At 72.1% G+C, this 21,782-nt stretch carries 22 protein-coding genes and 1 riboswitch; of the genes, 14 read left to right on the top strand and 8 right to left on the bottom strand.

The genetic code is table 11. The features are described from left to right. Nucleotides 1-219 precede the first annotated feature (219 nt). The 6 genes from ACIBK3_RS03430 to ACIBK3_RS03455 all read left to right on the top strand — a co-directional run bounded on the left by ACIBK3_RS03430 (nt 220) and on the right by ACIBK3_RS03455 (nt 6,202). Nucleotides 220-1,959, top strand: coding sequence for an MFS transporter (locus ACIBK3_RS03430; RefSeq protein WP_399361385.1), 1,740 nt, complete (start codon nt 220-222; stop codon nt 1,957-1,959). 151 nt (nt 1,960-2,110) lie between these two features. After that, nucleotides 2,111-2,761 carry a class I SAM-dependent methyltransferase gene (locus ACIBK3_RS03435; protein ID WP_399361386.1) on the top strand — a complete coding sequence of 217 codons (651 nt, stop codon included), beginning with the start codon at nt 2,111-2,113 and terminating at the stop codon, nt 2,759-2,761. A 22-nt stretch (nt 2,762-2,783) separates the two neighbouring features. Continuing rightward, nucleotides 2,784-3,770, top strand: a complete 987-nt coding sequence (locus ACIBK3_RS03440) for an N-acetylmuramoyl-L-alanine amidase (RefSeq protein ID WP_399361388.1) — start codon at nt 2,784-2,786, stop codon at nt 3,768-3,770. An 87-nt stretch (nt 3,771-3,857) separates the two neighbouring features. Further along, entirely contained in the window at nt 3,858-4,679 is an 822-nt protein-coding gene (locus tag ACIBK3_RS03445) for a hypothetical protein (protein WP_399361390.1), read from the top strand. A 158-nt stretch (nt 4,680-4,837) separates the two neighbouring features. After that, nucleotides 4,838-5,848, top strand: a complete 1,011-nt coding sequence (locus tag ACIBK3_RS03450) for an LLM class F420-dependent oxidoreductase (protein WP_399361392.1) — start codon at nt 4,838-4,840, stop codon at nt 5,846-5,848. 63 nt (nt 5,849-5,911) lie between these two features. Continuing rightward, nucleotides 5,912-6,202: a hypothetical protein gene (locus tag ACIBK3_RS03455; RefSeq protein WP_399361394.1), complete on the top strand. Its 291-nt coding sequence runs from the start codon at nt 5,912-5,914 to the stop codon at nt 6,200-6,202. 67 nt (nt 6,203-6,269) lie between these two features. Here the strand turns inward: ACIBK3_RS03455 and ACIBK3_RS03460 are convergent, their stop codons facing one another. The 3 genes from ACIBK3_RS03460 to ACIBK3_RS03470 are packed head-to-tail and all read right to left on the bottom strand — an operon-like array spanning nt 6,270 to nt 9,483. Then, entirely contained in the window at nt 6,270-7,340 is a 1,071-nt protein-coding gene (locus ACIBK3_RS03460; protein ID WP_399361396.1) for a prenyltransferase/squalene oxidase repeat-containing protein, read from the bottom strand. Beyond that, on the bottom strand, nt 7,337-8,071 hold the full coding sequence (locus tag ACIBK3_RS03465) for a class I SAM-dependent methyltransferase (RefSeq protein WP_399361398.1): 735 nt from the start codon (nt 8,069-8,071) through the stop codon (nt 7,337-7,339). The genes ACIBK3_RS03460 and ACIBK3_RS03465 overlap by 4 nt, the downstream gene beginning before the upstream one ends. Then, a complete protein-coding gene (locus tag ACIBK3_RS03470; protein ID WP_399361400.1) occupies nt 8,065-9,483 on the bottom strand; it encodes a glycosyltransferase family 4 protein in 1,419 nt (472 codons plus the stop codon). The genes ACIBK3_RS03465 and ACIBK3_RS03470 overlap by 7 nt, the downstream gene beginning before the upstream one ends. A 210-nt stretch (nt 9,484-9,693) precedes the next feature. Here ACIBK3_RS03470 and ACIBK3_RS03475 point away from each other — a divergent pair, with 210 nt between their 5' ends. Further along, on the top strand, nt 9,694-10,311 hold the full coding sequence (locus ACIBK3_RS03475) for a TetR family transcriptional regulator (RefSeq protein ID WP_399361402.1): 618 nt from the start codon (nt 9,694-9,696) through the stop codon (nt 10,309-10,311). A gap of 43 nt (nt 10,312-10,354) precedes the next feature. Next, a riboswitch (TPP riboswitch) is annotated at nt 10,355-10,529 on the bottom strand. Nucleotides 10,530-10,621: 92 nt separating this feature from the next. Here ACIBK3_RS03475 and ACIBK3_RS03480 read toward each other — a convergent pair. Both ACIBK3_RS03480 and ACIBK3_RS03485 read right to left on the bottom strand, forming a co-directional pair. Further along, on the bottom strand, nt 10,622-10,855 hold the full coding sequence (locus tag ACIBK3_RS03480; protein ID WP_399361404.1) for a ferredoxin: 234 nt from the start codon (nt 10,853-10,855) through the stop codon (nt 10,622-10,624). 4 nt (nt 10,856-10,859) lie between these two features. Next, a complete protein-coding gene (locus ACIBK3_RS03485; protein WP_399361406.1) occupies nt 10,860-12,317 on the bottom strand; it encodes an aldehyde dehydrogenase in 1,458 nt (485 codons plus the stop codon). A 180-nt stretch (nt 12,318-12,497) separates the two neighbouring features. Here ACIBK3_RS03485 and ACIBK3_RS03490 point away from each other — a divergent pair, with 180 nt between their 5' ends. Both ACIBK3_RS03490 and ACIBK3_RS03495 read left to right on the top strand, forming a co-directional pair. Then, the gene (locus tag ACIBK3_RS03490; RefSeq protein WP_399361408.1) at nt 12,498-13,523 is read left to right on the top strand and encodes an MBL fold metallo-hydrolase; all 1,026 of its coding nucleotides are present in this window, start codon (nt 12,498-12,500) and stop codon (nt 13,521-13,523) included. Between the two features lie 41 nt (nt 13,524-13,564). Next, nucleotides 13,565-14,017, top strand: a complete 453-nt coding sequence (locus ACIBK3_RS03495; protein WP_399361410.1) for a nuclear transport factor 2 family protein — start codon at nt 13,565-13,567, stop codon at nt 14,015-14,017. A 5-nt stretch (nt 14,018-14,022) separates the two neighbouring features. Here ACIBK3_RS03495 and ACIBK3_RS03500 read toward each other — a convergent pair whose 3' ends face one another. The 3 genes from ACIBK3_RS03500 to ACIBK3_RS03510 form a co-directional block, all read right to left on the bottom strand. After that, nucleotides 14,023-14,235: a hypothetical protein gene (locus tag ACIBK3_RS03500; protein WP_399361412.1), complete on the bottom strand. Its 213-nt coding sequence runs from the start codon at nt 14,233-14,235 to the stop codon at nt 14,023-14,025. 126 nt (nt 14,236-14,361) lie between these two features. After that, a complete protein-coding gene (locus ACIBK3_RS03505; RefSeq protein ID WP_399361414.1) occupies nt 14,362-14,568 on the bottom strand; it encodes a hypothetical protein in 207 nt (68 codons plus the stop codon). 174 nt (nt 14,569-14,742) lie between these two features. Further along, entirely contained in the window at nt 14,743-15,408 is a 666-nt protein-coding gene (locus tag ACIBK3_RS03510) for a phosphotransferase (protein WP_399361417.1), read from the bottom strand. Nucleotides 15,409-15,738: 330 nt separating this feature from the next. Between ACIBK3_RS03510 and ACIBK3_RS03515 the strand changes: the two genes are divergently transcribed. The 5 genes from ACIBK3_RS03515 (at nt 15,739) to ACIBK3_RS03535 (ending at nt 21,532) form a co-directional block, all read left to right on the top strand. Next, a complete protein-coding gene (locus ACIBK3_RS03515) occupies nt 15,739-16,989 on the top strand; it encodes a prenyltransferase/squalene oxidase repeat-containing protein (protein ID WP_399361419.1) in 1,251 nt (416 codons plus the stop codon). Next, complete coding sequence (locus ACIBK3_RS03520) at nt 16,986-17,702, top strand: SCO2322 family protein (protein WP_399361422.1); 717 nt, start codon at nt 16,986-16,988, stop codon at nt 17,700-17,702. Before ACIBK3_RS03515 ends, ACIBK3_RS03520 begins: the two co-directional genes overlap by 4 nt. Then, entirely contained in the window at nt 17,692-18,825 is a 1,134-nt protein-coding gene (locus tag ACIBK3_RS03525; protein WP_399361424.1) for an energy-coupling factor transporter transmembrane component T, read from the top strand. Before ACIBK3_RS03520 ends, ACIBK3_RS03525 begins: the two co-directional genes overlap by 11 nt. Next, nucleotides 18,822-20,549, top strand: coding sequence for an ABC transporter ATP-binding protein (locus ACIBK3_RS03530; protein WP_399361426.1), 1,728 nt, complete (start codon nt 18,822-18,824; stop codon nt 20,547-20,549). Before ACIBK3_RS03525 ends, ACIBK3_RS03530 begins: the two co-directional genes overlap by 4 nt. Before the next feature lie 92 nt (nt 20,550-20,641). Further along, on the top strand, nt 20,642-21,532 hold the full coding sequence (locus tag ACIBK3_RS03535; RefSeq protein ID WP_399362099.1) for an ECF transporter S component: 891 nt from the start codon (nt 20,642-20,644) through the stop codon (nt 21,530-21,532). The last annotated feature ends 250 nt before the right edge of the window (nt 21,533-21,782 follow it).

Genomic DNA, 21,782 nt, shown 5'->3' on the forward strand with positions numbered 1-21,782 from the left:
CCCGAGGCCTACGCCTACGCCTACGCCTACGCCTCCTGCTCTGCCTGCTCCGAGGGGGGCGAACCGCGGCGAACCCCAAGAGAAGATAAAGAAATCGTTAGTACGCCAAAGCATCGGAATAGTTGCCCAGGGGCACAGGGTTCTCCCTGCACGTATCCGTTCGTATCCGTCCCACGTATTCCTTGCACTCCTCGTTCCAAGGCCTGGAGGCCTCACTTCATGACGCACACGTCGACCGACCAGCCCGCACGCGGAGCGAGCGGGGCCGTCGTCCCGGTGCTCGCGTTCGCGGGCATCGTGGTCGCGGTGATGCAGACCCTGCTCGTCCCGGTCATCAAGGACCTGCCGCAGCTGCTGGGCACCGCGCCCAGCAACGCCACCTGGGTCCTGACGTCCACCCTTCTGTCGGGTGCCGTGGCCACGCCGATCATGGGCCGCCTCGGCGACCTGTTCGGCAAGCGGCGCATGCTGATCCTCAGCCTGTCGGTGATGGTGGTCGGCGCCCTGCTCAGCGCCCTCACCAGCGACCTGCTCACGATGATCGCGGGCCGTACCCTCCAGGGCTTCGCGATGGGCGCGATACCGCTCGGCATCGGCCTGATGCGCGACATGCTGCCCCGCGAGAAGCTCGGCTCGGCGATGGCCCTGATGAGCTCCTCGATCGGCGTCGGCGGCGGTCTCGCGCTGCCCGCCGCGGCCCTGGTCGCCCAGCACGCCGACTGGCACGCACTCTTCTACGGCGCCGCCGGCATCGGCGCCCTCGCCATCGCCCTCACCCTCCTCGTCGTCCCCGAGTCCCCGGCGCGCGCCGAGGGCACCTTCGACGTCCTGGGCGCGATCGGCCTGTCCGCCGGCCTCGTCCTCTTCCTGCTGCCGATCACCAAGGGCAGCGACTGGGGCTGGACCTCCGGCACCACGCTCGGCCTGTTCGGCGCCGCGGCCGTCGTCCTGCTGCTGTGGGGCGTGATGGAGCTGCGCGTCAAGGCCCCACTGGTGGACCTGCGCACCACGGCCCGCCCGGCGGTGCTCTTCACCAACCTCGCCTCGATCATGGTCGGCGTCTCGTTCTACGTCGTCTCGCTGGTCCTCCCGCAGCTGCTCCAGCTGCCGAAGGCCACCGGCTACGGTCTCGGCCAGTCGATGGTCGTCGCGGGCCTGCTGGTCGCGCCGCTCGGCCTGACCATGATGCTGACGGCTCCGGTCTACGCCCGGCTGTCCGCGAAGTTCGGCCCCAAGTTCACCCTCATCCTCGGCATGCTGATCATCGCCATCGGCTACGGCGCCGGCCTCGGCCTGATGAGCGCCCCCTGGCAGAGCCTCGTCATCGCGGTGATCCTGGGTGCGGGCATCGGCCTCGCCTACTCCTCGCTGCCCGCGCTGATCGTGGGCGCGGTCCCGGCCTCGGAGACGGGTGCGGCCAACGGCCTCAACACCCTGATGCGGTCCATCGGTACGTCGGTGTCGAGCGCCGTGATCGGCATGGTCCTCGCCAATACGGCGAACAACGTCAACGGCGTGGCGATCCCGACCATGCACGGCTTCCGGGTCTCCTTCATGATCGCGACCGGCGCCGTCGCCCTCGGCCTGGTCCTGGCCCTCTTCCTGCCCCGCACCCGCCCGGCCGCCGGGCCGCAGCTGCGGGCCAGCAGCGAGGAGGACGCCAACCTCGAGCGCGCCGAGGAGGCCCTGCGCGGCTTCCGCGGCCGGGTCCTCGACGCCGCCGGCACCCCGGTCGCCCGCGCCAAGGTCACCCTGATCGACCGCCGCGGCCGGCAGGCCGGCGCGACCCTCTCCGACGAGGACGGCAGCTACGCCCTCATCGTCCCGACCCAGGGCGCGTACGTCCTGGCCGCCCGCGCCACCGGCCACGGCCCGCTCGCCTCGTCCGCGACCCACACGGGCGACGACCGGCCGGTCGACCTGGACCTGTCCCTGCCCGGAGAGACCGTCTCCGCCTGACGCCGCCCTCCGGCCCCGACGCCGGCCGGCTTCTCCGCACCCCCTGTCGCATCCGCAGCAGGGGGTGCGGCAGCATGGGCGCCCATACGCTCGTACACCCGCCGGGTCATGCCTACGACCCGTGTTCGTACGTCCGACCGAAAGGACCCCCATGCCCGCGGCCCCCAAGCCCGAGATCCTGGCCGCCTTCGAGGCCGCGAAGGGGTTCATGCCCACGGGTGAGGGACTCGCCCTGTACGCGGCGGCCGTCGAGGCCGGGCGGCTCGGGCTGCCGCTGCTGGAGGTCGGCACGTACTGCGGACGCTCCACGCTCCTGCTCGCCGACGCGGCCCGTCAGGCCGGGGTCGTCGCGCTCACCGTGGACCACCACCGCGGCAGCGAGGAGCAGCAGCCGGGCTGGGAGTACCACGACCCGGAGACGGTCGACCCCGAGCTCGGCCTGATGGACACGCTGCCCACGTTCCGCCGCACGCTGCACCGGGCGGGACTGGAGGAGCACGTCGTCGCGCTGGTCGGCCGTTCGCCCCAGGTCGCGAAGGTCTGGGGCACTCCCCTCGGGTTCGTCTTCATCGACGGCGGCCACACCGACGAGCACGCGAACGCCGACTACGAGGGCTGGGCGCCCCATGTCGCCGAGGGCGGGCTGCTCCTCATCCACGACGTGTTCCCGGACCCGGTGGACGAGTTCACCGGCCAGGCCCCCTACCGGGTCCACCTCCGAGCCCTGGCGTCCGGCGCGTTCACGGAGGTATCGGCGACGGACTCGCTGCGCGTACTGCGGCGAACGGGGACGGGGATCTGAGGGCCCGGTTAGAGTCGCAGACGTGTCATACGCAGGCCCCGACTTCGAACCGTCCGAGCCCCGCCGTCCCCGGCGCGGCCCGTCGACCGTCGCTCTCGCCGCGCTCGTGCCGGGCGCCCTGCTGGGGTGGCTGGTGTACGAGGCGGTGGGCGGCGGCGGGGACTCGGGCGGCTCCGCCGGCGCGGTGGGGACCGCCGCCTCCGCGAGCGCGCCCGCCTCCCCCACGACGCCCAGGTCCGCGCGTGACGACGGCAAACCGGGCGGCTCTCCGAAGCCGACCCCGGCCGCCACGCCGTCGACGTCCGGCCACGCCACCACATCCGGCTCCGGGTCCGGGTCGCTCAAAGGCAAGGTCGTCGTCATCGATCCGGGGCACAACGCGGGCAACTTCCGGCACAGCGCCGAGATCAACCGCAAGGTGGACATCGGGACGGGCTCGAAGGAGTGCGACACCACGGGGACGTCCACCAACTCCGGTTACGCCGAGGCCGAGTTCACGCTGGACGTGGCCCACCGGATGCGCACGCTGCTCCAGGAGCAGGGTGCCGAGGTGGAGCTGACGCAGGACGGTGACCGGCCGTACGGTCCGTGCGTGGACGAGCGCGCCCTGATCGGCAACCGGGCGCACGCGGACGCCGTGGTGTCGATCCACGCGGACGGCTCGGCCGCCGGCAACCGCGGATTCCACGTGATCCTGCCGGGGCCGGTGCACGCGGGCGCCGCCGACACCCGCGCCGTCGTGGCCCCTTCGCGTGCGCTCGGCGAGCGCGTCGCGGGCGCCTTCGTACGCGTCACGGGCAGCGCGCCGTCCAACTACATCGGTGGCGGTACCGGCCTGGTCACCCGCACCGACCTGGGCGGACTCAATCTGTCCACCGTTCCCAAGGTGTTCATCGAGTGCGGCAACATGCGCGACAGCAAGGACGCGGCACTGCTGACCAGTGGGGCGTGGCGGCAGAAAGCGGCGCAGGGGATCTCTGAGGGAATGGTGAGTTTCCTGCGCGAGTAGTAATCAACGCACCGATCCGGGCGGACACCCTGTTCGGGCGGACGATAGTGTCGTCCCGACGAGACGACTGAACCGAAGGACCTTGAAGTGAATATCCGCTCCCTCACTAGAGGCGACGGCGTGGTGATCGGAGCAGCGGTATTGCTGTTGATCGCGTCGTTCCTCGACATCTACTCGGCCGACGGAGCCCCGGACAGCTACGACTTCCCCAACGCGTGGGCGAGCGGTCCGATCCTGCTGGGTGTCGTGCTGGCGGGCATCTTCGGCGCCGCGCTCGTCGTCCTGTCCCGGGGCCTGGCCCAGATGCCGAAGCCGCTCGGCCTCGATCTCGGCCAGTTCGGGGTCGCGTTGACGGTCTTCGCCGCGTGGAGCGCGCTCGGGAACATCTTCGACCCGGCCAGCGGCTTCAACAACATGCCGGGCGTCGACAACGACACCCTGAACGCGGGCGTCGGTCTGATCCTGATGCTGATCGCCACCCTGGTCATGGCGGCCGCGGCCGTCGCCGGTCCTCTCGTCCCGGCCCTGAAGGGTGCCCTCGTCCCCGCCCCCAAGCCCGCCGCCCCGCAGCCCTACGGCGCCCAGCCCTCCGGTGGTTACGGCTACCCGGGCGCCCCGCAGCCGGGTCAGCCGTACGGCGGTCAGCCCCAGCCGGGGCAGCCCTACGGTGCCCAGCCGCAGCAGGCGCAGGCCCCTCAGCCGCCGGCGCAGGAGTTCTCGCCGTTCTGGTTCGCCGTACCGGTGCCGCGTCCGCTGTTCGCGGAGGACGGCTCGTCGGCGCCGATCGCCGAACTCGCCCCCGGTACCTGGTACCTCGCGGTCGAGCAGCGCGGTCAGGCGCTGGTCGCGCAGACGCAGGACGGCCGTCGTGGCGTGCTGCAGGACACCAGCGGGATCCAGCGCGGCTGAGGTCCGCGATCGCGCGGGTCGGTCGACGCGTGCAAGGCCTCTCGGCCCCTTGCCCTTCCGGGCAGGGGGCCGTTGTCGTACAGTCGCACCCCGAACCGGTGACTGACACTCCGTCAGGCCCGCCAGTCAGGACCCGCCGTCGGACCTCTGGAGGCACCATGCGGCTCGGGCTCGCACTCGGCTACTGGGGCCGCGGTCCCGGCGCGGACCATGTGACGCTGGCGCGGGAGGCGGAGCGGCTCGGCTACGACTCCGTGTGGACCGCCGAGTCCTGGGGCTCGGACGCGTTCACCCCGCTCACCTGGATCGCCGCGCAGACCTCAAGGATCGGACTGGGCACGGCGGTTGCCCAGATGGCGGCCCGGTCCCCGACCACCACCGCCATGCACGCCCTCACCCTGGACCACCTCTCCGGCGGCCGGATGACGCTGGGGCTCGGCCTGTCCGGGCCGCAGGTGGTCGAGGGCTGGTACGGGCGGCCGTTCCCGAAGTCGCCGCTGACCGCGACCCGGGAGTACGTCGACGTCGTACGGCAGGTGCTGCGGCGCGAGGCGCCGGTGGAACTCGACGGACGCTTCCACCCCCTCCCCTACCGCGGCCCGGACGCCACCGGTCTCGGCAAACCCCTCAAGTCCATCACCCACCCCCTGCGCCCCACGCTTCCCGTCCTGCTCGGCGCGGAGGGTCCGAAGAACGTGGCCCAGACGACCCGGATCGCGGACGGCTGGCTGCCGCTGTACTGGTCACCGACCCGCCCCGAGGCGTACGGGGACGCGGTGGGCGATCTGCCGGACGGCTTCCTGGTCGCCCCGATGGCCCAGGTCCGGGTCTGCGACGACGTCGTGGAAGGGCTGCTGCCCGTCAAGGCGATGCTCGGCTTCTACATCGGCGGGATGGGCCACGCGGCCCGCAACTTCCACGCCGATCTCATGGCCCGCATGGGCTATGAGGAGCAGGCCCGGCGGATCCAGGAGCTGTTCCTGTCCGGCCGCCGCGAGGAGGCCGTGCTCGCCGTACCGGACGCGTTCGCCGACGAGATCTCCCTGGTGGGGCCGCGCGAACGCATCGCCGAGCGGCTGGAGTTGTGGCGCAAGGGCCCGGTGACGGACCTGCTGGCGGTGGCACCGGACCCGCAGACCTTGCGAGTGCTGGCGGAGCTCAACTCCTAGAGGAACGGACGGCCCTGACCCTGGCCCTGGTTTCAAACAGGGATTCGGGGCCATCCGAAAGACATGTCTCGATATCGCAGCGGCTCCAACTCCGCGGGGACGGTCATCGCGGTCGTCGCGGACATCATGGCCGTCATCCTCGGACTGTGGATCCTGATGTACCTACTGGACGCCAACCGGGCCAACGACCTGGTCCAGTTCGTCCACCACGCGGCCAACTGGCTCGCCGGCTGGTCCCGCGACCTCTTCACCTTCAACGACGCCTGGGCGCGGGTCGTCGCGGGCTACGGCCTGGCAGCGGTCGTCTACCTCTTCATCGGCCACGCCATCGCCAACCGCGTACACCGGCACTGACCGCCCGAATGGTCAGTCCGACCGGTCAGGTCCGACCGGTCAGGTCGGACTCTTCGGGTCCGACCTGTCAGTCGCAGCAGTCCGGGTCCAGGCCCCTGGGCAGTCGGTCGCCGCCGAAGACCTGGCACGTCGCCTCGTCGCCGCCCAGTGCGGCGACGGCGAGGATGAGGGAGCCGGCCGTCCAGGTGGTCAGTTCGCGGGGCCAGACGGCCTTGTCGTCGAAGACGTAGCCCGTCCAGTACAGGCCGGACTTCGCGTCGCGCAGGTGCTGGATGGACTGGAGGATCTCCAGGGCCCGGTCGGACTCGCCCGTCGCCCAGAGCGCGAGGGCGAGTTCGGCGGACTCGCCGCCGGTGACCCACGGGTTGGGGACGACGCAGCGCACCCCGAGATCCGGGACCACGAAGCGGTCCCAGCCTCCCTCGATACGGGACTTGGCCTCGGCGTCGGTCAGGGCGCCGCCCAGGACCGGGTAGTACCAGTCCATCGAGTAGCGGTCCTTGTCGAGGAACCGCTCCGGGTGCCTGCGGATCGCGTGCCGGAGCGACCCCACCGCCAACTCCCAGTCGGGCTGCGGCTCTTCACGCTGTTCGGCGATGGCGAGCGCGCAGCGCAGGGCGTGGTGGATCGAGGAGGAGCCGGTCAGCAGCGCGTCCGTGACGGGCGTGCCGTCGTCCTCGCGCTTCCAGCCGATCTGCCCGCCGGGCTGCTGGAGGCGCAGTACGCACTCGATCGCCGCGTGGACGGTCGGCCACAGGCGGTCGAGGAAGGTGTCGTCGCCCGTCGAGAGGTAGTGGTGCCAGGCGCCGACAGCTATGTACGCGACGAAGTTCGTCTCGCGGCCCCGGTCTGTGACGTCCGCGAAGTCGCCGTCGGCGTAGGCCGCGTACCAGGAGCCGTCCTCGTTCTGGTGTCGTGCCAGCCAGTTGTACGCCCGCTCGGCGGCCTCGTGCTCGCCGGCCGCGTCCAGCGCCATCGCCGCCTCCGTGTGGTCCCACGGGTCGAGGTGGTGCCCGCGGAACCACGGGATCGCCCCGTCCTCCCGCTGCACGGCGAGGATGCCGGCGACGGTGGCGGCAGCCTGCTCGGCGGTGAGGACCCCGGGCAGGACGAGGTGTTCTGTCCGGGGGGTGGTCACCGCGCGTCCACCGCCGGGAGGTGCGGCTTGGTCGCGTACGCCACGAAACTCTTGCCGATCAGCGGGTTCAGCGCCTGTTCGGCGACCCGGGTGGCCAGCGGTTTCTTCATGATGTCCCAGACCAGGAGCTTGTGGTACGCCCGCACGGGCAGCGCCTTGTCGTTGTCGACGCCGAACGCGCACTTGAGCCACCAGTACGGGGAGTGCAGCGCGTGCGCGTGGTGCGTGCCGTACGGCTTGAGGCCGGCCTCGCGGATCCTCGCCAGCAACTCGTCCGCCTTGTAGATGCGGATGTGGCCGCCCTCGACCTCGTGATAGGCGTCGGACAGTGTCCAGCAGACCTTCTCGGGTCCGTAGCGCGGGACGGTGATCGCGATCCGGCCGCCGGGCTTCAACACCCGTACCATCTCGGCGAGTACGCCCTTGTCGTCCGGTATGTGCTCCATCACCTCGGAGATGATGACGACGTCGAAGGACTCGTCGGGGAAGGGCAGCGCGAGGGCGTCGCCCTCCATCGCCGTGGCGGTGGCGCCCTCGGGGGCCTCCCCCGCCTCCTTCATCGCCGCGAACCACTTCGCGACCTCGCGGATCTCCTCGCCGTTCTGGTCGAGGGCCACGACCCGGGCACCCCGTCGATAGCACTCGAAGGCGTGCCGTCCGGCACCGCAGCCGAGGTCCAGGACACGGTCGCCCGGGGCGAGCGGGAACCGGGAGAAGTCGACGGTCAGCACGTAGCCCTGCTTTCGCGATCGGATTCGACGTCAGCGCCTTCAACGGCCGCGGAAGGGCCGGGAGGCGGAGGCTGGGGCGCGGAGCGGCGGGCTGGGGACGCGCCGGGCGCGGAGCGGGCCATCGCCTCGCGGTACCGGGCCACCGTGCCCTCGGCGGCCTTCGCCCAGGTGAAGCGGGCCAGCACCCGCTCCCGTCCGGCCGCACCGAGTCGCGCGCGCAGCTCCGGGTCGCCCAGGAGCCGGCTCAGGCCGGCGGCCAGCGCGCCCGCGTCGCCCGGGGGTACCGCGACGCATGTCTCACCGTCCGGGCCGGCGACCTCGGGGATCGCGCCGCCGGTCGTGGCCAGCAGCGGGGTGCCCGTCGCCATGGCCTCCGCGGCCGGCAGGGAGAAGCCCTCGTACAGCGACGGCACGCACGCGACGTCCGCCGAACGGACCAGGTCGACGAGTTCGGCGTCGGAGATGCCCTTGACGAAGTCGACGGCGTCTTCGAGGCCGTACCGCTCGACCGCGCGGGCGACCGGCCCCTCGGTGGGCCGCTTGCCGACGACGACGAGGTGGGCGTCGGGCCGCTCGGTGCGCACCTTGGCGAGTGCCTCGACGAGGAAGACCAGGCCCTTGAGCGGTACGTCCGCGCTGGACGTCGTCACGATCCGGCCCGGCACGACGGGCACCGAGGGGTCGGGCGAGAAGAGGTCGGTGTCGGCGCCGATGTGGACGACGTGGATACGGTCCTGACGCACACCCAGGTGGTCGATGATCTCCTGGCGGGAGGTGCCGGAGACGGTGAGCACGGACGGCAGGCGGCGGGCGACGCGCTTCTGCATGCGGGTGAAGGCGTACCAGCGGCGTATGGAGAACCGGCGCCGCGGCCCCTGCGCCGCGTCCAGCTCCAACTGCCGGTCCACGGTGATGGGGTGGTGGACGGTGGTGACGAGCGGGGCGCCGACGTCGCCCAACAGGCCGTAGCCGAGCGTCTGGTTGTCGTGGACGACGTCGAACTCGCCGCGCCGGGCGCGCAGATGGCGGCGGGCGCGCAGGGAGAAGGTCAGCGGTTCGGGGAACCCGCCGGTCCACATCGTGGCGACTTCCAGCGCGTCGATCCAGTCGCGGTACTCGTCGCGTCCCGGGGTGCGAAAGGGGTCCGGCTGGCGGTAGAGGTCCAGGCTCGGCAGCTCGGTGAGGGTGAGGCGGTCGTCGTGGCCCTCGTCGAGGACGGGGTACGGCTGGGAGCCGATGACCTCGACGCGGTGGCCGAGGCGGGCCAACTCGCGCGAGAGGTGCCGTACATAGACGCCCTGACCCCCGCAGAACGGGTTCCCCTTGTAGGTGAGGAGTGCGATGTTGAGCGGTCGCTCGCCGTCCGCTGCGAGGTCGTGTCGGGACCCCGCCTGACTGGCCTCAGCGGTCACTCCGGGCCCCCTTCTGCCTGCACTGTCCCGCGAGACTACGACGGGACGCTAATCTAGAACAAGTTTCAGACTTGATCGTCCGGGAGGCTCTGAATCTACCGGCTGGTAGGGGTGCTGTGAGCAGTGGATCAGGTGATTCACGCCACGACGGACCGCGCCTGCCATGCTGGGCGATCACCGACTCTCACATGCTGTCACGGAACGGGACCCATGCCTGCGGAAGCCAAGGCGAACAAGGCGCTGTCCTCGCCCCTCACCGAGCGGCAGGAGGCACGCCGCCGCCGCATCCTGCACGCCAGCGCGCAGTTGGCGAGCCGGGGCGGCTTCGACGCGGTGCAGATGCGCGAGGTCGCGGAGTCCTCGCAGGTGGCGCTCGGCACGCTGTACCGCTATTTCCCGTCGAAGGTGCATCTGCTGGTGGCCACGATGCAGGACCAGTTGGAGCACATGCACGGCACGCTGCGGAAGAAGCCGCCGGCGGGTGACACGGCGGCCCAGCGGGTGGCGGAGACGTTGATGCGGGCGTTCCGGGCGTTGCAGCGCGAGCCGCACCTGGCCGACGCGATGGTCCGCGCGCTCACGTTCGCCGACCGCAGCGTCAGCGCCGAGGTGGACCAGGTCTCCCGTCAGACGACGGCGATCATCCTGGACGCGATGGGCCTGGAGAACCCGACCCAGGACCAGCTCTCGGCGGTCCGCGTCATCGAGCACACCTGGCACTCGGCACTGGTCACCTGGCTGTCGGGCCGCGCATCCATCGCACAGGTGAAGATCGACATCGAGACGGTGTGCCGACTGATCGACCTGACGGACCCGGACCGGACCTGAGCGCGCGAAGAACCCCTGACGGACCCGGATCCGAGCACGCGAAGGACCTACGAGACGGGTTCCCTTCGCCGGTATTACCCGGGTCAGGTCAAGGGGTCGCCTTCCGGCCCTACTACTGCCTTCCGGCCTCTCAGCCCGACCGTCGACGTCGGCAACGGCGGATGCCTGAGCGTCTCGCCAAAGTCGGCTACTCCGGTCGGACTCCCTCACTCGTCCCGTAGGCCACTTCCCATACTAGAACCTTTTTGCGGGTACAAAAGCCCCTGAACCATGATTTTTCCGCGTCCGGGAATATTGCCCAGGAGTATCCCTACTCCTCCGGCGGGAACACCGGCTCCCCACTCCCCAGCAGCCTGATCATGATCGCCTCCACCGGGCAGCCCTCCGCCGCCGCGAGCACCTTCTCGTTGGCGTCGGCCTCCGGCTCGACGGGATGGGACTGGCGTCCCGTGTCGAGGCGGAAGCCGTCGGGGGCGTGGTGGACGCAGCTCGCGGAGCCGATGCACAGGGAGCGGTCGACCTCGACCTGCCAGCGGTCACCCATCCCCTCAGCCCTCCCAGCCCGCCGGGAGGTGGATCATCTTGTGCTCCAGGTACTCGCCGTACCCCTCCGGCCCGAACTCCCGCCCCAGACCGGAGTTCTTGTAGCCGCCGAACGGGCCGAGCATGTCGAGGCTGAAGGTGTTCACCGAGTACGTTCCGGTCCGCACCTGCCTCGCCACGTCGATGCCCCGCTCGACGTCCGCGGTCCACACGCTGCCGCTGAGGCCGTAGTCGGAGTCGTTGGCGATCTTCACGGCCTCGGACTCGTCGCCGTAGGGCAGCAGGCAGATCACCGGTCCGAAGATCTCCTCGCGGGCGATCCGCATCGAGTTGTCGACGTCGCCGAAGAGCGTCGGCTCGACGTACCAGCCCGTGCCCTGGCCCGGCGGGCGCCCGCCGCCGGTGAGGATCTTCGCGCCCTCCTCCTGGCCGATGCGGATGTAGTCCAGGTTGCGCCGCTGCTGGCGCTCGGCCACCAGCGGGCCCACCTGGGTCGCCGGGTCCAGCGGATCGCCGACCACCAGCGCGCCGGCCGCCGCCGCGAGGGCCTCGGCGAACTCGTCGTAACGGGAGCGCGGCAGCAGGATGCGGGTCTGGGCGACGCACGCCTGTCCGTTGTTCATCCAGGCCGACGGGACGATCCCGGCGACCGCCGTCTCCACGTCCGCGTCCGGCAGCACCACCGCCGCCGACTTGCCGCCCAGCTCCAGGGTGACCCGGGTCAGATTGCGGGAGGCGACCTCCATCACGCGCCTGCCGGCCGCCACCGAGCCCGTGAAGGAGACCTTGTCCACGCCCGGGTGCCCGACCAGGTACTCGCTGACCTCACGGTCGGCCGGGAGGATGGAGAGCACGCCCTCCGGCAGTCCGGCCTCGCGGGTGATGTCGGCCAGGATGTACGCGTCCAGCGGCGACTCCGGCGACGGCTTGAGCACCACCGTGCAGCCGGTGAGCAGGGCGGGCGCGAGCTTGGCGGCGGCCACGAACTGCGGCACGTTCCAGGGGACGACGGCCGCGACGACCCCGACCGGTTCACGCCGCACGAGGATGCGGCCGAGGACGCCGTCGCGCGTCTGTTCGTACGTGAAGTTCCGGGCGACCGTGATCGCCGAGTCCCACACCATCATCGCGCCGAGCGCCTGGGCGAGGACGCTCCAGGAGTACGGCGACCCGTTCTCGGAGGAGATCACGCGGGCGATCTCCTCGTGCCGTACGGCGATCGCGTCCTTGATCCGGGTGACGACCTCGATCCGCTCGTCGAGCGACATCCGCGGCCAGGGCCCCTCGTCGAAGGCGGTGCGCGCGACGGCGACAGCCCGGTCGACGTCGGCCGTCGAGGCGTGCGGTACGCGCCCGATGACCTCTTCCGTGTGCGGCGAGACCACCTCGATGACCTCCGCGCCCAGAGGGTCGGTCAACTCCCCGCCGATGAACAGCTGTCCGTGTTCCACGAGCTCGGTCATGGCGACTGCCTCCCCGGAGCGACTATCTCTGACGGTTCATCAGATAGGGAACTGATACCAGTTCCACCCGGAGGAGTCCACGGGCGGGACACCGCACGGAAAGGTCGCCCCGGACTCCCATCGAAACGCGTTCTAGTTATACTCGGCTCGCGTGGCCGGAACGCGGCGATTGGGGAGCCCATGACGCAGGTGTACGACCACGGCGGCGGCGTCCGCTCCCTCCAGGTCCCCATCCCGGACAACCCCCTCGGTCACACCCTGGTGTACGTCGTCGACACCGACCGCGGGCCGGTCCTCGTCGACACCGGCTGGGACGACCCGGCCTCCTGGGACGCCCTCGCGGGCGGCCTGGCCGCCTGCGGCACCTCCCCGTCGGAGATCCACGGCGTGGTGATCACCCACCACCACCCCGACCACCACGGCCTGTCGGGCCAGGTCCGGGAGGCGTCCGGTGCCTGGATCGCGATGCACGCGGCGGACGGCGCGATCGTACGGCGGGCCCGCTCGACCCGTCCCGGACGCTGGCTCACCTACATGACCGCCAAGCTGGAAGCGGCCGGCGCCCCCGAGGAACACGTGGCGCCGATGCGCACCGCACGCCCGCGCTCCGTCCCGGGCCTGGCCCCCGCGCTGCCGGACCGCGAGATCGTCCCGGGCGACCTCCTCGACCTCCCCGGCCGCCGGCTGCGCGCGATCTGGACGCCGGGCCACACCCCCGGCCACGTCTGCCTGCACCTGGAGGAGGAGCACCCGGCCCGGCTCCCGGGCCACGGCCGCCTGTTCTCCGGCGACCACCTGCTCCCCGAGATCACCCCGCACATCGGCCTGTACGAGGATCCGGACGACGCCACCGTCACCGATCCCCTGGGCGACTACCTCGACTCCCTCGAACGCGTCGGCCGCCTCACCCCCGCCGAGGTCCTCCCGGCCCACCAGCACGCGTTCACCGACGCGGCCTCGCGGGTGAGAGAGTTGCTCACCCACCACGAGGACCGCCTCACCGGGCTCCTCTCCCTCCTCGCCGAGCCCCTCACACCGTGGCAGCTCGCCGAGCGCATGGAGTGGAACCGGCCCTGGGAGCAGATCCCGTACGGCTCGAAGAACATCGCCGTCTCGGAGGCCGAGGCGCATCTGCGGCGGCTGGTGAAGCTGGGGCGGGCGGAGGCGGTGCCGGGGAGCGGGCCGGTGACGTACGTGGCCGTGTAAACCGGTGGCCGGGCCGTACCGGGACCGTCTATCACTTGACCATGGAACACCTTCTGGCCGAACGCGCCTGTGAACGCCTGATCATCGACTTCGTCCGTCGGCTCGACCTCGGCGAACCGGGCTCGGTGGACGAGCTGTTCACCGAGGACGGCAGCTGGGCGTGGCCCGCCGGAGACCGTCTGATCGAGGGACGGGAAGCACTACGGGCGTACTTCGCTTCCCGGCCCGCCGATCGCCTGTCCCGCCGCCTGATGTCCAACATCCTGGTCACGGTGACCGGACCCGACACGGCGACGGCGACCTCGTACTTCACGACGTACCGCGTCGACGGTCACGACGGCGGCACGGATCCGGTCCCGCCCGGTCCACCGGTCCAGGTCGGCCACTACGAAGACGCGTTCCGCCGGCGGTCCGACGGCACCTGGCTGCTCGCCACCCGCGTCCTGCACCTCCCCTTCGGCGGACCCACCCCGCACATGGGTTCGATAAGCTGAACCGATCATGAACAGGGGGGACTTGTGGGGAAGAAACTCACCGCGGTGACGGCCGTGCTGGCCTGCGTGGTGACCGGTGGCGGCGTGGCCGGCTGCTCGGCGGGCTCCAGCGGGGACGAGCCGTCCGCCGAGCAGCTGCTCGGCGACGCGAACGACACGATGAAGGCGCTCAAGTCGGTGACCGTGGACGCGAAGACCACCACCGTGGCCACCGGCAAGGGTTTCTCCAGCCGTCTGACGACCGACCTCAAGGGCACGTGCCGGTCCACTCGAACCTGGACCAACGGTGCCCGCCTCGAACAGATCCGGATCGGCGACGCGGACTACGTCCGGCCGAACCGTGCCTACCTGGAGATGGCGGGCAAGGATGCAGCCGACGCGGGAGAGCAGAAGCGGTGGGTCAAGAGCCCCGCCTCCGAGTCGGCGCAAGCGGCCGGACTCTCCGACTGCACCTGGCCGTTCTCCTCCTTCGGCACGGCGACGAAGGGCGAGCCGACCGAGGTCCAGGGCAGGCCGGCGATTCCGCTGGTGACGACCGACAAGGCGGACAAGGGCGGCACCTACACGTTCTACGTCACCACCGAGGACAAGCCGTACCTCCTTAAGGTCGTCTACAAGGGCGCCGACTATCACAGCACCACCTCGTTCAGCGCCTTCGACGAGCCCTTGGACGTGCGCCCTCCGGCCGAGAGCGGTGTGCTGGACGCCGGCCGCCTCTCCGACGACTACGACACGACCGAACGGATCAAGTCCTCGGCCTCGCCCAGGAGTTCGACCTCCCGTGGGCTCATCGTCGGGTTGGCCGCGCGGCGGCGGCGGGCCTGCGCCAGGCCCTCCTCGGTGAGCCCCGACGGGTCGGCGAGCAGGGCGGTCAGCATCGTGCGGGCGGGGGCGGCGAGGGGTTCGCCGGCGACGGCGACCTGGGCGAGGATCATCGCGGAGACACCCCAGTCCAGGCCCGGGTCGCCCTCCTCCGCGTCGGTCCAGTCGATGACCCGGGGGCCGTCGGCGGTCAGGATGACGTTGTCCGGGTGGAGGTCCAGGTGCAGGACGCGGGCGGCGGGCGAATGCCGGGCGGGGATGGTGTGCAACTGCCGTAGCAGCCGGGCGAGTACGTGCCCCGCCTCACTCGCGTCGACCTGACCCGCGCGGAACGCCTCCAGCATCGTCGGCCCGTGCAGGCGTTCCATCACGAGGTCGGTGCGCGTGGAGTCGGCCGGGCGGATCCGGGGCACCGGACAGCCATGGCCGCGCACGAACTCCATCACCGCGCCCTCGGCGACCGCGTCCCCGCGCCCCTCCCGGTCGCGGCGCAGCACCCACGCATCGTCGATCTCGTACACGTCGGCGAAACGGCCGGAGCCGAGCAGTCTCCCCGTGGTCGGTGGCATGGCCCGAACCTATCGCCCGCCCACAGGCGGCCCTCAGGGCGTTCCCTACGGGCCGGTAGCATGGCCGGGTCGCGATCACACCCGTACGGGGACAAGCCGGTGCGCCTGCGGTGCTGACCCTTCCTCATGTGTCGGCTTGGCTCGACCGGGGACCCCCTGTCCGTGAGCCGTCCCTCCCGGGCGGCGCGCCGGATCGCCCCGCACGGGACGTGACCGGCTCACGCGCACCGGCAACCGGCCGGTGTACGGCACCGTCGAGGTATACGGAGCCGAGCCGCCGGGATCCTCCCGTGCTGCCCGGCTCCCCGCAGGGAGAGGCACCCGCCGATCATGAACGTCCGCCGCAGCGCCCCGGTCCTGGCCGCCGCCACCGCCGTGATCTGCGCGGCGACCGCGCCCGCTGTCGCCGCCGGCCCTTCCCCGTCCGCCTCGCCCTCGCTCCCCGCCGGGCTCTACGGCAGCTCGGACCCGACGTACGACGGTGTCTGGCGCCAGTCCCTCGCCCTGCTCGCCCAGCACACCGTGGGCGTGCGGCCCGCCGCGAGGGCCGTGGACTGGCTGACCGGGCAGCAGTGCGCCAACGGGGCGTTCGCGCCCTACCGCGCCGACCCCTCCACGGCGTGCGACGCCAAGCTGATGGTCGACACCAACAACACGGCCGCCGCCGTCCAGGCCCTCGCCGCGCTCGGCGGCCACGACGCCGCCACCGGCAAGGCCGTCGCCTGGCTGAAGTCCGTGCAGAACACGGACGGCGGCTGGGGGTACACGCCCGGCGGCGCCAGCGACACCAACTCGACGTCCGTCGTGGTCGGCGCGCTGGCCGCGGTCGGGAGCAGGCCGCAGGACGTACGCAAGGGGGGCAAGTCGCCGTACGACGCCCTGGTCAAGCTCGCCCTGCCGTGCGGCGGAGACGGAGCCGGGGCCTTCGCCTTCCAGCCGGACAAGAAGAACAGCCTGGCCGCCAACGCGGACGCCACCGCGGCGGGAGTGCTCGGGGCACTCGGGAAGGGGCTGGTGGTCGAGGCCGGCGAGGAGGGGACCACCACCTGCGCCTCCGACACGACGAACCCCCGGCAGGCCGCCGCCAACGGCGCCGCCTACCTCGCCGAGGCGCTCGCCGAGAACGGTCACCTGAAGTCCGCCCTCCCCGGCGCCACCGACCAGCCCGACTACGGCAACACCGCCGACGCGGTCGTCGCGCTCGCCGCGCAGGGCGGGGCCGCGCGGGCCGCGAAGCCCCTGAAGTGGCTGCGGCAGAACGCGGCCGACTGGGCCGAGCAGAGCGGGCCCGCCGCCTACGCCCAGCTGATCCTCGCCGCGCACGCCACGGGTACCGACCCGCGGGACTTCGGCGGCACGGACCTGGTGACGCGGCTGAACGCGACGGGACCGGCCCCTCGGACGGTGGCCGCCAAGTCCTCCGACGAGGACGCGGACGACGGCTCCGGTTCCGGCTCCGGCTCCGGCTCCGGCTCCGGCTCCGGCTCCGGCAGCGTCTGGTGGATGGTCGGCGCGGGTCTCGCCGCGGGGGCCGGTATCGGCTTCCTGCTCAGCGGCCGCAACAAGAGGCGGCGGCCGTGACCCGACGCCGTGCCGCCACGCTGCTCGTGACCGTCCTGGTCCTGTCGGCGGGAGCCATGGGCCAGGCACAGGCCGCCGGTTACCGCTACTGGTCCTTCTGGGAGCGCGACGGCAGCCAGTGGTCGTACGCCACCCAGGCCCCCTCCACCGCCCGCCCCGCCGACGGCGACGTCCAGGGCTTCCGTTTCGCGGTCAGCGAGGACTCCGGCGACGCGACCCGGCCGCGCGGCACGGCGGACTTCACGACGATCTGCGCGGACACTCCCGTGAAGGCGGGCAAGAAGCGGGTGGCCCTGGTCATCGACTTCGGCACGGCCTCGGACGCCCCGCCCGGCGAGACACCCCCGGCGCCCCGTACGGCCTGCGCCCAGGTCTCCCCCGACGCGACGGCGGCCGACGCCCTCGCCTCGGTCGCCCAACCCCTGCGCTACGACACCAACGCCCTGTTGTGCGCGATCGCGGGCTACCCGGAGCAGGGGTGCGGGGAGCCGGTGACGTCGGGAGAGACCGCGAAGACGCCGGGTTCGCCGAGTTCACCGGGTTCACAGAGTTCGTCGGGTTCGTCGAGTTCGCAGAGTTCGTCGAGTTCGCAGACCAAGAAGGACACGAAGGACGGGGGTCCGTCGGTGGGGCTGTGGGCGGGGATGGCGGCCGTGGCGGCGCTGGGCGCGGCGGCGGTGTGGCAGGCGAGGCGGCGCAGGGATGCGTCGTAGCGAGCAGACGGCGGACGCGTCACGTCCACGCCCAGCGGGCAGTCGCGACCGCTCACGCCGGCGCCGGACCGCACTCCATCCCGGCGCCTGGTGGCTCTGGTCCCTGGCCCTCGGTACCGCGGCCACCCGCACCACCAACCCCCTCCTGCTCACCCTCCTCATAGCCACCTCCGCCTATGTCGTGGCCGCCCGTCGCCCCCACACGCCCACCGCCCGCTCCTACTCCGCCTTCGCCAAGCTCGCGCTGGCCGTCCTCCTCATCCGCCTCCTCTTCGCCGTCGTCCTCGGCTCCCCGATCCCCGGCTCCCATGTGATCGTCACCCTCCCCGAACTCCCGCTCCCGCACTGGGCCCAGGGCATCCGCCTCGGCGGCCGGGTCACCGCCGAGGGTCTCCTCTTCGCGCTCTACGACGGGCTCAAGCTCGCCACGCTCCTCATCTGCGTCGGTGCCGCGAACTCCCTCGCGAACCCGGCCCGCCTCCTCAAGTCCCTGCCCGGCGCCCTGTACGAGATGGGCGTGGCCGTGGTCGTCGCGCTCACCTTCGCGCCGAACCTCATCGCCGACGTCCAGCGACTGCGGGCCGCCCGCCGCCTGCGGGGCCGGCCCGACACCGGCGTACGCGGCCTCCTGCACGTGGGACTCCCGGTCCTGGAAGGCGCCTTGGAGCGCTCGGTCTCCCTGGCCGCGGCGATGGACGCCCGCGGTTACGGCCGTACCGCCTTCGTCCCCGCCCCCGTCCGCCGTACGACCGCCGCGCTCACCCTCGGCGGCCTGCTCGGCGTCTGCGCGGGAACGTACGGACTGCTCACCGCCGAGGGCGGCACCTACGGCCTTCCCGTCCTGCTCGCCTCAGTCGCCGCGGCCCTCGCGGGTCTGCGTCTCGGCGGCCGTCGCTCCCCGCGTACCCGGTACCGCCCCGACCGCTGGGACCTGCGCGCCTGGCTGGTCGCCGGTTCGGGAGCCGCCGTGGCCGCACTGCTCACCCTCGCCTCCTCCCACGACCCCGAGGCCCTGCACCCCGGTGTGGTCCCCCTCGTCGCCCCCGCCCTTCCCCTGTGGCCGGCGGCGGCCGTCCTCCTCGGCCTGCTCCCCGCCTTCCTCGCCCCCAAGGAGACGCCGTGATCCGCTTCGAGGACGTCTCGGTGACGTACGACGGCGCCGTCCGACCCACCGTCCAAGGCGTGGACTTCGAAGTCCCGGAGGGTGAACTCGTGCTTCTCGTCGGCCCGTCCGGCGTGGGCAAGTCCACCGTCCTCGGCTCGGTCAGCGGGCTCGTGCCGCACTTCACCGGCGGCACCCTGCGCGGCCGGGTCACCGTCGCCGGCCGGGACACCCGTACGCACAAGCCGCGTGAACTCGCCGACGTGGTCGGGACCGTCGGCCAGGACCCGCTCTCCCACTTCGTCACCGACACCGTCGAGGACGAACTCGCCTACGGAATGGAGTCGTTGGGCCTCGCCCCGGACGTGATGCGCCGCCGTGTCGAGGAGACCCTCGACCTGCTCGGCCTCGCCGCCCTGCGCGAGAGGCCCATCGCCACGCTCTCCGGCGGCCAGCAGCAACGGGTCGCGATCGGGTCGGTCCTCACCCCGCACCCACGGGTCCTGGTCCTCGACGAACCGACGTCCGCGCTCGACCCGGCGGCCGCGGAAGAGGTCCTCGCGGTCCTCCAGCGGCTGGTCCACGACCTCGGTACGACGGTTCTGATGGCCGAGCACCGGCTGGAACGCGTCATCCAGTACGCCGACCAGGTCGCCCTCCTCCCGGCGCCCGGAGCCGCGCCGGTGCTCGGCACCCCGGCCGAGATCATGGCCGTATCTCCGGTGTACCCGCCGGTGGTGGACCTCGGGCGCCTCGCGGACTGGTCCCCGCTGCCCCTGACCGTGCGCGACGCGCGCCGCCGGGCGGCACCGCTGCAGGAGCGGCTGGCGCGGATGGAGCCGAACGCCAACGAACCGCACACCGACGAACCGCACGCCGACGAGCCGAGCACTCGACCGACGGCCGACAACGTCCCCGCCGCCCCCGCCGCCCGCGCCCGTTGGCGCCCGCGCAGGCGACTCTCCCCCTCCCCTTCGACCACCCCGCCTCCCCCGCAGGTCGCCGAGGCCCGTTCCCTCGCCGTCCGCCGTGGCCGCGTCCAGGCCCTGCGCCACATCGACCTCACGGTCGTCCCCGGCGAGACGATCGCCCTCATGGGCCGCAACGGTGCCGGAAAGTCGACGCTGCTCGCGGCGCTGGTCGGACTGGTGGCGCCGGCCGCCGGATCCGTGCGGGTCGGCGGGGCCGTACCGCATCGCACGGCCCCGCGTGATCTCGTACGCCGGGTGGGTCTCGTACCGCAGGAACCCCGGGACCTGCTGTACGCCGACACGGTCGCCGCGGAGTGCGCGGCGGCCGACCGGGACGCGGGCGCGGCGGCCGGCACCTGCCGGGCCCTCGTCTGCGAGCTGCTGCCCGGCATCACCGACGACACCCACCCGCGCGACCTCTCCGAGGGGCAGCGGCTCGCGCTCGCGCTGGCCGTGGTGCTCACGGCCCGTCCTCCGCTGCTGCTCCTCGACGAGCCGACCCGCGGCCTGGACTACGCGGCGAAGGCCCGTCTGGTGGGCGTGCTGCGGGGGCTGGCGACCGAGGGGCACGCGATCGTGCTGGCCACGCACGACGTCGAACTGGCCGCCGAGCTGGCGCACCGGGTGGTCCTGCTGGCCGACGGCGAGGTGATCGCGGACGGTCCTACGGCCGAGGTGGTGGTCGCCTCCCCGTCCTTCGCCCCGCAGGTCACCAAGGTCCTCGCGCCACAGAAGTGGCTCACGGCGGCCCAGGTGCGGGCGGCCCTGCGATGACCCCCGTCTGGAAGACATCCGCCTGGAAGACATCCGCCTCTGCCTCCAAGACGTCCGCCTCGAAGACATCCGCCTCCAAGACCTCCGCTCTGATGACCTCCCCCACCACAGCCGTACGCCAGGCCCGCCCCGTCCGCCTGGGTCCCCGCTCCCTGCTCGCCCTCGCCCTGGTCAGCGCGGTCGGCGCGGTCGCGTTCTGCTGGCCGTTCCTCGCCCCGCCGACCTCGCAGGTCAGCGCGCACGCGCAGGACGCGCCGTGGCTGTTCGCGGGACTGCTGGTCCTGCTGGTCGCCGTCGTCGCGGCGACGATCTCCGAGTCGGGGCTCGGTCCGAAGGCGGTGGCGATGCTCGGCGTACTGGCGGCGACGGGCGCTGCGCTGCGGCCGATCGGGGCCGGGACGGCCGGTATCGAGCCGATGTTCTTCCTGATGGTGCTGAGCGGACGCGTCCTCGGCCCCGGCTTCGGCTTCGTGCTGGGTTCGGTGACGATGTTCGCGTCGGCGCTGCTCACGGGCGGGGTGGGGCCGTGGATGCCGTTCCAGATGCTCGCGATGGGCTGGTTCGCGATGGGCGCGGGCCTGCTGCCGGGCCCCGACCGGCTGCGCGGCCGTACCGAACTCGCGCTCCTCGCCGGGTACGGCTTCCTGGCCGCCTTCGCATACGGCACGGTGATGAACCTGGCGGGCTGGCCGTTCATGCAGGAGAACGCGTCGAACATCGCCTTCGACCCGGACGCCACGGTCCCCTCCAACCTGGCCCGCTTCCTCGCGTACTGCCTGGCCACCTCGCTGGGCTGGGACCTGGGCCGGGCCCTGGTCACCGTCGCCCTGACCTTCCTGGCCGGCCCGGCGATCCTGCGCGCCCTGCGCCGGGCCACTCGGCGGGCGGCGTTCGAGGTCCAGGTCACATTCGACACGCACCCGAGCGGGCTGGACGGTGAACCGCCCCACATGACCCAGGTCACCTACTACCGGGGCCAGTAGGAAGATATGCGACATACGCCACCATCCGCACCCCTCTTGACCTGCACATTGGGATCCTGTTCACACCGGCGGCCGCACACCCGAATGCGGCCATAACTAGTAAGGAGGGTCATTGCGGACATCTTCCGCGCCTGCTTCTCTGGATGACGTCGCACGGCGCCGACGTGCCCCCAGGGCCGCGGCGCCGACACATGCCACCGCCGCCACCGCCGCGTATCGCGTGGTTCCGGCATGCCGCGGCCGCCCCGTC

The sequence above is a fragment of the Streptomyces sp. NPDC050287 genome, from assembly GCF_044459385.1.
Taxonomy (GTDB): Bacteria; Actinomycetota; Actinomycetes; order Streptomycetales; family Streptomycetaceae; genus Streptomyces.

Excerpts from the sequence above, each read along its gene's own strand:
- ACIBK3_RS03450 (WP_399361392.1), top strand. The coding sequence starts at position 4,838 with ATGCGGCTCGGGCTCGCACTCGGCTACTGGGGCCGCGGTCCCGGCGCG.
- ACIBK3_RS03525 (WP_399361424.1), top strand. The coding sequence starts at position 17,692 with ATGCGTCGTAGCGAGCAGACGGCGGACGCGTCACGTCCACGCCCAGCG.
- ACIBK3_RS03480 (WP_399361404.1), bottom strand. The coding sequence starts at position 10,855 with ATGGGTGACCGCTGGCAGGTCGAGGTCGACCGCTCCCTGTGCATCGGC.
- ACIBK3_RS03515 (WP_399361419.1), top strand. The coding sequence starts at position 15,739 with ATGAACGTCCGCCGCAGCGCCCCGGTCCTGGCCGCCGCCACCGCCGTG.
- ACIBK3_RS03475 (WP_399361402.1), top strand. The coding sequence starts at position 9,694 with ATGCCTGCGGAAGCCAAGGCGAACAAGGCGCTGTCCTCGCCCCTCACC.
- ACIBK3_RS03535 (WP_399362099.1), top strand. The coding sequence starts at position 20,642 with ATGACCTCCCCCACCACAGCCGTACGCCAGGCCCGCCCCGTCCGCCTG.
- ACIBK3_RS03510 (WP_399361417.1), bottom strand. The coding sequence starts at position 15,408 with ATGCCACCGACCACGGGGAGACTGCTCGGCTCCGGCCGTTTCGCCGAC.
- ACIBK3_RS03430 (WP_399361385.1), top strand. The coding sequence starts at position 220 with ATGACGCACACGTCGACCGACCAGCCCGCACGCGGAGCGAGCGGGGCC.
- ACIBK3_RS03455 (WP_399361394.1), top strand. The coding sequence starts at position 5,912 with ATGTCTCGATATCGCAGCGGCTCCAACTCCGCGGGGACGGTCATCGCG.
- ACIBK3_RS03435 (WP_399361386.1), top strand. The coding sequence starts at position 2,111 with ATGCCCGCGGCCCCCAAGCCCGAGATCCTGGCCGCCTTCGAGGCCGCG.
- ACIBK3_RS03485 (WP_399361406.1), bottom strand. The coding sequence starts at position 12,317 with ATGACCGAGCTCGTGGAACACGGACAGCTGTTCATCGGCGGGGAGTTG.
- ACIBK3_RS03490 (WP_399361408.1), top strand. The coding sequence starts at position 12,498 with ATGACGCAGGTGTACGACCACGGCGGCGGCGTCCGCTCCCTCCAGGTC.
- ACIBK3_RS03495 (WP_399361410.1), top strand. The coding sequence starts at position 13,565 with ATGGAACACCTTCTGGCCGAACGCGCCTGTGAACGCCTGATCATCGAC.